The organism is Streptomyces sp. NPDC058678, assembly GCF_042714835.1.
GTDB lineage: Bacteria > Actinomycetota > Actinomycetes > Streptomycetales > Streptomycetaceae > Streptomyces.
The window spans coordinates 1-7,827 of the sequence record NZ_JBHXSG010000147.1 but is presented as its reverse complement, the minus strand read 5'-3'; the positions used below and the strand labels follow the sequence as shown (position 1 = coordinate 7,827).

The following is a 7,827-nucleotide window of genomic DNA, read 5'->3' as shown; positions in this document are numbered from 1 at the left end:
CACAGAGCACACGGGCACAGAGCACACGGGCACAGAGCACACGGGCACAGAGCACTGCGGCCCCAGGTCATGACATGACCTGGGGCCGCAGTGCTCTGTAGCCGGGTTTTCAGCCCTGCTGACCCGACGGCCTGCGCAGGCTCGGCCGGGCCGCCACAGCGCGGGCCTTGACGTCCGTCCACCACTCCGACAGCGCCCACAGCACTCGTGCGGTGGAACGCGGGGCGATCACCGCGCGGAGTTTCGTGCCCCGGCCGACCGTGCTCCGTAGTCCGCCGACCACTTGGCGGACGTCCTCCGCGAGCCCCGCCGTCGCGCGTGGGCGCGGCGCGTACAGAACCTGTTCCACGGCGTCCGCCACCCGGTGCACCGAGGCCGCGGCCGTCGGGTCCAGATGCCCGAGCCGGACGATCCGGGCGGCCGCCTTGCGTGGAGTCTGCGACTCGTCCGGCAGGATCCCGTAGTCCCACGCCGTGTCGGTCAGCTCCTGCCAGACCGCCAAGGTGTGCGCCGCCGCGTCCGCCTCGGAGCGGCCGTGGCCGCCCAGTCGTACGGCCCGGGTACGCAGTCGCCACAGCATCGGCGCCGAGGGGACCGCCAGGACGGCGAGGCCGCCGAGAGCCCACAGCAGCGCCACCCACCACTTCGGGCCGTCGTCGCCACCGCCCAGCGCGGCTGCCGGGGCCTCGCTCTCGCACGCCTCCAGCTTCTTCTGCTCCGCCGTGCAGCTCTGGCTGGCGGAGGGCGACGCGGAGGGCGCCGTGGACGCCTCCCGGGACGGCAGAGTCACGTCCGGGAGCGAGCTGCCTGACGCGTCCGGCACGGTGTACGAGGGCACCGAGCCGCGGTTCGGGGTCGGCTCGAAGCGGGTCCAGCCCACCCCCTCGAAGTACAGCTCGGGCCAGGCGTGGGCGTCCTTCAGCCCCACCGAGACCGAACCGTCCGCCTGCGGCGACCCCGGCGCGAAGCCCACTGCGACCCGGGCCGGTATCCCCAGGGACCGGGCCATCGAGGCCATCGCGAAGGAGAAGTGGACGCAGAAGCCCTGCTTGTCCCTGAGGAAGCGGGCGATCGCCTGCGAGCCGCTGCCGACCTGCACCTGCGTGTCGTACTCGAAGCCGCCGGTCACGGCGAAGTAGTCCTGGAGCGCGACCGCCTGCTCGTAGGGGTTCTTGGCGCCCGAGGTGACCTCGCGGGCGGTGCGGGCCACCACGTCCGGGAGGGAGTCCGGCAGCTCGGTGTACTCGCGCTTCATCGCCGCGGACGGTGGCGGTGCCGCGGCCAGCTGCTCCGCCGTCGGCTGCACCTCCAGGCTCTTCACCTCGTACGTCGCACCGCGCGTGGTCTGGCCGTGGTCGCCGACCAGCGTCATGCCCTCGGGTTCGTAGCGCCAGTTGCCGCTGATCTTCACGCCGCTGGGCGGGTACGGCATCGGCAGCCAGTTCTGCGCGTAGGTGCGGGATGCCGAGACGGTGGTCTCGATCTCCGTGCGCTTGACGTCCGGGCCGAGGCCGATGGGGGTCGGGAACTCGCCGTCCGGTACGGCGGTGATGGACCGCTTGGACGGCTTCCAGGTGGTGCCGTCGAAGTCGTCCAGGGACACGATGCGCAGGTAGAGGTTGGAGACGTCCGTGTTGTCGTCGGTCTTCAGGGACAGGGCCTGGCGGTCCTCGTCCACGTTCAGATTGTCCCGCAGTGCCACCAGCGGGTTCACGGCGGAGATCGTGCCACCGCTTCCGCTGCCGGAGCCCACACCCGTCCCGGCGGCGTCCAGCAGGCCGCCGTTCATCGCGGGCAGGGCGAGCGGGACCACGAGAGCCACGCCCAGGGCGGCCATGCCGATACGGCGGCCGGTGCGGACCGGGGCCACCGGCCCGCCGGACTCCCCGCCCCCGGTGCGCGGTGCCCCGCCGAAGACGCGGCCCCACTGCGAGAGCCGCTCCCGCCCCTCGGCCAGGAGCAGCAGCAGATAGCCGGCCGCCGCGACCAGGAACCACAGCCAGTCGGCGCCGCCGTCGGACAGTCCGGCGGCGACGGAGTACAGCGCGAGCAGCGGCAGGCCGGCCGGGGCCGCGCTGCGGAAGGTCACCGCGAGGGTGTCCACCGCGAGCCCGATCACCAGCACACCGCCGATGATCATCAGCCGGATGCCGTCGGACGACAGCGGAGCCGGGATCGCGAACCGCGCGATGTCGTCGGTGCCCTGCTGCAACAGGTCGGCGAAGCGCACGAAGGCGTCCGGCCCCGGGAACAGCCCGAGGAACGCCTGCTCGCGGGCGAAGACGACAGTCAGCAGCACCAGCGTGACCAGGGCCTGCGCCGCCACGGTCAGCGGCCGGGCCAGCGGCACCCGCCGGGTCGCCGCCCCCACGCCCGTCTGCACCGCGAGCAGGAAAGCGGCCTGCAGGATCCAGGTGGCCGGCTCGACCAGCGGCAGCAGCGCGCACGCCACCATCAACGTGGCCGCCCAGGCGCACAGCGCCAGTCGTGCCCGCCCGCTCATGCCGACCCCTCCCCGCCGCCGACCGCTCCGACGCCGGTGCGGTCCCGGTCCGCCTGACGCCACAGCTCGTCCAGAGAAGCGCCGCGCGGCACGCTCAGCGCCGTCCAGCCCGCCTCGCGCAGCATCCGCAGCCGCTCCCCGCTCCTGTCCAACGGGCCGGGCGCATCGCTCGGTTCCCGCACCCATGTGTCGCTGTCCAGCAGGAAGGCGACCGCGCCGCCGCTGCGCTGCCGCATCTTGGCGGCCACGGCGGCCTGTTCCTCGTCGAGGTCGCCGAAGAAGGCCACCAGCAGCCCCTCGTTCCCGCCGCGCAGCACGTCGTACGCCCTGGACAGGCCCGTGCCGTCCGAGTGGTCGATCACCGCGAGGGTGTCCATCATCAGTCCGGCCGCGTCCGCCGACTCCTGGCTCGCGCCCGCGAACCCGTCGGCTCCCTCGCCGGGCACGGAGTTGCCGGTGTCCGTCAGCAGCCGTACGGAAAAGCCCCGTTCCAGCATGTGGACCAGGGCGGACGCGGTGCCCGCCACCGCCCACTCGAAGGCCGATTCGGGGCCCGCGCCCTGGAAGGCGAGGCCCCGGGTGTCGAGGAGCACCGTGCAGCGGGAGCGCTGGGGCTGTTCCTCGCGGCGCACCATCAGCTCGCCGTAGCGCGCGGTGGAGCGCCAGTGGACGCGGCGCAGGTCGTCGCCGTAGCGGTAGCCGCGCGGGATGACGTCGTCCTCGCCGGCCAGGGCGAGGGAGCGCTGCCGCCCGTCGCCGTACCCCTTCGCCTCGCCGGTCAGCCGCACCGGCGGCAGCGGCTCCACGCGGGGGATCACCGTCAGGGTGTCGTACGTCGAGAAGGACCGGGTCAGTTCGCACATGCCGAACGGGTCGGTCAGGCGCAGCTGCAGCGGGCCCAGGGGATAGCGGCCGCGCAGGTCGGAGCGGACGCGGTAGGACACCTCGCGGCGGCCGCCCGGCTCCACCCGGTCGAGCACGAAGCGCGGGCGGGGGCCGAGGACGTACGGCACCCGGTCCTGCAGCATCAGCAGGCCGGTGGGCAGCCGCGAGACGTTGTCCATCCGCAGATGGACGCGGGCCTCGCTGCCGGCGGGCACGCGCGCGGGGGAGAGCCGGCGGCTGCCGGCGACCCGGTAGCGGGTGCGGTAGAGCACGGTGGCGCAGATCAGGGGCAGCACGGCCAGCAGCAGTCCGACGCGCAGCAGGTCGCTCTGTCCGAGCACGTACGCGCAGATGGCCGCGGCGATTCCGGCCGCGAAGAAGGAGCGGCCCCGGGTGGTCAGACCGGCCAGGGCCGTGCGCACACCGCCCTTGTCGCCCCGGTCGGCCTCCGCGAGCCCGGTCCCGCCGGTGCTCATCACAGCCTCCGCGGCGGCTGCTGGCCGTACGCCGGTGTGGAGCGGCCCGGACCGAGGCCGACGCCCGGCTGGGGGGCCGCCGCGGGCACCGGGGTGTGCTGCAGGAGCTCCTGCACGACCTGCTCGGCCGTACGCCGGTTCAGCTGGGCCTGGGCGGTGGGTAGCAGGCGGTGGGCCAGGACCGCGACGGCGAGTGCCTGCACGTCGTCCGGCAGCGCGTACTCCCGGCCGCTGAGGGCCGCGGACGCCTTCGCCGCGCGCAGCAGGTGCAGCGTCGCACGTGGGGAGGCGCCCAGTCTGAGGTCGGGGTGGGTGCGGGTGGCGGCGACCAGGTCCACCGCGTACCGCCGGACCGTGTCGGCGACGTGGACGCCGCGGACGGCGTCTATCAGCTTCACCATGTCGTGTGCGTGCGCCACCGGCTGCAGGTCGTCCAGGGGGCTCGCCCCGCCGTGGATGTCGAGCATCTGCAGCTCGGCCTCCGCGCTCGGGTAGCCGATGGAGACACGGGCCATGAAGCGGTCGCGCTGGGCCTCCGGCAGCGGGTAGGTGCCCTCCATCTCGACCGGGTTCTGGGTCGCCACCACCATGAAGGGGCTGGGCAGCTCGTAGGTCTGCCCGTCGATGGTGACCTGCCGCTCCTCCATGGACTCCAGCAGCGCGGACTGGGTCTTCGGCGAGGCGCGGTTGATCTCGTCGCCGATCACGATCTGCGCGAAGATCGCGCCCGGCTTGAACTCGAAGTCCCGGCGCTGCTGGTCCCAGATGGACACACCCGTGATGTCCGAGGGCAGCAGGTCGGGAGTGAACTGGATGCGCCGCACCGAACAGTCGATGGAGCGCGCCAACGCCTTGGCCAGCATGGTCTTGCCCACGCCGGGGACGTCTTCGATCAGAAGATGCCCCTCGGCGAGCAGTACGGTCAGCGAAAGCCGTACGACCTCGGGCTTGCCCTCGATCACACCCTCCACGGAACTGCGGACACGCTCCACAGTGGCGGTCAGATCAGTGAGGCTCGCTCGATCGTCATAGGTCGTCACCCGGCCCTCCTCGGCCCGTTCTTTCCGGGCCGACGCGCTCGTGCGTGACCGGCCCACCCCGAAACACGGACACCACGCGTGAATAGTTCCGCGTGACGCCACAACCGCATTCTTGCTGCCGTTACCGTTTCGTGTCACTCGCCTGTGGACAACTGCCCGCACTATGTCGGGTCTTACGGTGTTTTGGGCACCCCAGGGCCGGAAATCAACAGCGAAACGACAGCTCCGGCGGACGGTTACGCGGCGTCTAGGCGGGGTCGATCTCGCGCAGCAGGCCGGTTTTCACGTCGAAGACGAAGCCGCGGATGTCGTCGGTGTGCAGCAGGAACGGCGAGGTGCGCACCCGCTGCATGGACTGCCGCACGTCCTGTTCGACGTCCCGGAAGGCCTCCACCGCCCAGGCGGGACGCTGGCCGACCTCCATCTCCAGGTCGGTGCGGAAGTCCTCGGTGATCGCCTCCAGACCGCAGCCGGTGTGGTGGATGAGGACCACGCTGCGTGTACCGAGCTTGCGCTGGCTGATCGTGAGCGAGCGGATCACGTCGTCGGTGACGACACCGCCGGCGTTGCGGATGGTGTGACAGTCGCCGAGCTCGAGGCCGAGCGCGTCGTGCAGGTCGAGGCGGGCGTCCATACAGGCCACCACGGCGACGCCCAGGACGGGACGGGCGTCCATCCCGGGGTCGGTGAAGGCCGCGGCGTAGCGCTCGTTCGCCTCGACAAGGCGGTCGGTGACGGTGCCGCCGGTGGCTATGGCGGCTTCGGGACCTGCGGGAACCGATGCGGAAGTCGTCATACCCATGACGGTACTGGTCACCTGCGATCCCAGCCCGCTGTGAGAGAGGACAAAGAACGCCAATGAGCTTTGTTGTGAGCTAACCCACACAGGTGGTGTGAGGGCCGCCGCGCGGGTGGTTCTTCCGGATTCGTCGCTTCGTCCGCACCCCGGGGCGCGACGCGCAGGCCGGTTGATTGACCGCGCGACACCGTGGACTAAAGTGACGCGGGCGGGAGGCGAGCCCTCCCCGCGGACTGTTTTTCCCCGGAGACCCCGGTGATTTTCCGGAGATCTCCCCACGTGCGCGGCGCGTACGTACGGCTCGGCCTCCTCCCGCTCCCGGCCGGCTGACGCTTTCGGCGCCGGCAGGCCTCCCCTTCACCGGGGCCCCCAGCTTGCTGGGGGAGGGCAGGGACCCGGCGGTGCGTACGATGCCGCGCGCCGGACCTGAGAGGGCCACTTGAGCCAGAGTCGACACGTCCCGGTGATGCTCCAGCGGTGCCTGGACCTGTTGGCTCCCGCCCTGCAGGAACGGCCCGGAGCGGTGGTCGTGGACTGCACCCTCGGTCTCGGCGGCCACAGCGAGGCGCTCCTCGCGCGGTTCCCCGAGGCCCGGCTCGTCGCCCTCGACCGCGACAAGGAGGCGCTGCGCCTGTCCGGCGAGCGGCTCGCCCCGTACGGGGACCGCGCCACCCTCGTGCACGCCGTGTACGACGAGCTGCCCGAGGTCCTGGACCGGCTCGGCATCGCGCGCGTGCAGGGCGTCCTCTTCGACCTCGGTGTCTCCTCCATGCAGCTCGACGAGGCCGACCGGGGTTTCGCCTACGCGCAGGACGCCCCGCTCGACATGCGCATGGACCAGACGACCGGCATGAGCGCCGCCGAGGTCCTCAACACCTACCCGCCCGGCGAGCTCGTCCGGATCCTGAGGGCGTACGGCGAGGAGAAGCAGGCCAAGCGGATCGTCTCCGCGATCGTGCGCGAGCGGGCCAAGGAGCCGTTCAGCAACAGCGCGCGGCTCGTGGAGCTGATCCGGGACAGCCTGCCGCAGGCCGCCAAGCGCACCGGCGGCAACCCGGCCAAGCGCACCTTCCAGGCCCTGCGCATCGAGGTCAACGGCGAGCTCTCCGTCCTGGAGCAGGCGATCCCGGCCGCCGTGAAGAGCCTCGACGTCGGCGGACGCATCGCCGTCCTGTCGTACCACTCGCTGGAGGACCGGCTGGTCAAGCAGGTGTTCGCGGCCGGCGCCGCCACCACCGCGCCGCCCGGGCTGCCGGTGGTCCCCGAGCGGTACCAGCCCCGGCTCAAGCTGCTCACGCGCGGTGCCGAACTTCCCACCGAGGAAGAGGTCGCCGAGAACCGGCGAGCGGCCCCGGCGCGACTGCGCGGCGCCGAGCGCATCAGGGAGTCCATCGAGTGAGGGGCGTGAGGGGTGTGAGCCTGTTGGGGAACCAGACGGGGGAGGGCGAGTGGGCAGGAAACCCCAGCTGAAGGGCAGGGCCGCCCGTCTCGCGCGGCTCTTCCCGGGAACGGTGGGCTCCGGACAGGCGGCCCGCACTCCCTTCGTCCTCCTCGTCGTCCTGCTCCTCGGCGGTGGTCTCATCGGGCTGCTGGTGCTGAACTCGGCGCTCAGCGAAGGATCCTTCAAGCTCGACGACCTCCAGAAGGACACCAAGAGCCTCACCGACCAGGAACAGGCGCTCCAGCGGGACATCGACGCCTACTCGGCCCCCGAAGCCCTCCAGCGCCGCGCCCGCGAGCTGGGCATGGTGCCCGGCGGCGACCCGGCCTTCCTGGCCCCCGACGGCACCGTCAAGGGCGTACCGAGCCCCGCCTCGTCGGCCGAGCAGGCCAGCGCTTTCACCCCACTCGTCCTCGCTCCCGAGGCGATCGCCGAGGCCACCGTGCCGCCCCCGGCCACGGTGCCGACCCCCACGCCGTCCGCCGGCGGGCCGACGCCCGCAACCGCCGCCTCGCCCCCACCGCCCGCCGCCTCGCCCCCACCGCCCGCCGCCTCGCCCCCACCGCCCGCCCAGTTCCTCCCGCCCCCGACCTCCGGCAGGTGACGGAAGTGTCCGACAGGGAACCGCCGCGCCGTCGCGTGCCCGGCCCCGCACGCCCCGAGCGCCCTGCCCGCCCCTCCGG

The 7,827-nt window shown here is 72.5% G+C and carries 6 protein-coding genes; 2 read left to right on the top strand and 4 right to left on the bottom strand.

Features of this window, described 5'->3' with window-relative positions; translation table 11 throughout:
• Positions 1-109 precede the first annotated feature (109 nt).
• From ACFWWR_RS48015 to ACFWWR_RS48000, 4 genes are all read right to left on the bottom strand, one after another.
• Complete coding sequence (locus tag ACFWWR_RS48015; protein ID WP_383878216.1) at positions 110-2,503, bottom strand: DUF3488 and DUF4129 domain-containing transglutaminase family protein; 2,394 nt, start codon at positions 2,501-2,503, stop codon at positions 110-112.
• A complete protein-coding gene (locus ACFWWR_RS48010; protein WP_384310681.1) occupies positions 2,500-3,864 on the bottom strand; it encodes a DUF58 domain-containing protein in 1,365 nt (454 codons plus the stop codon). The genes ACFWWR_RS48015 and ACFWWR_RS48010 overlap by 4 nt, the downstream gene beginning before the upstream one ends.
• A complete protein-coding gene (locus tag ACFWWR_RS48005) occupies positions 3,864-4,904 on the bottom strand; it encodes an AAA family ATPase (protein ID WP_384310679.1) in 1,041 nt (346 codons plus the stop codon). Before ACFWWR_RS48005 ends, ACFWWR_RS48010 begins: the two co-directional genes overlap by 1 nt.
• Before the next feature lie 247 nt (positions 4,905-5,151).
• The gene (locus ACFWWR_RS48000; protein ID WP_383878221.1) at positions 5,152-5,700 is read right to left on the bottom strand and encodes a beta-class carbonic anhydrase; all 549 of its coding nucleotides are present in this window, start codon (positions 5,698-5,700) and stop codon (positions 5,152-5,154) included.
• Positions 5,701-6,142: 442 nt separating this feature from the next.
• On the opposite strand from ACFWWR_RS48000, the gene rsmH reads away from it, so the two are divergent.
• Together rsmH and ACFWWR_RS47990 are read left to right on the top strand one after the other, a co-directional pair.
• The gene (rsmH, locus tag ACFWWR_RS47995; RefSeq protein ID WP_383878223.1) at positions 6,143-7,102 is read left to right on the top strand and encodes a 16S rRNA (cytosine(1402)-N(4))-methyltransferase RsmH; all 960 of its coding nucleotides are present in this window, start codon (positions 6,143-6,145) and stop codon (positions 7,100-7,102) included.
• A gap of 49 nt (positions 7,103-7,151) precedes the next feature.
• The gene (locus ACFWWR_RS47990; protein ID WP_384310677.1) at positions 7,152-7,748 is read left to right on the top strand and encodes a septum formation initiator family protein; all 597 of its coding nucleotides are present in this window, start codon (positions 7,152-7,154) and stop codon (positions 7,746-7,748) included.
• The last annotated feature ends 79 nt before the right edge of the window (positions 7,749-7,827 follow it).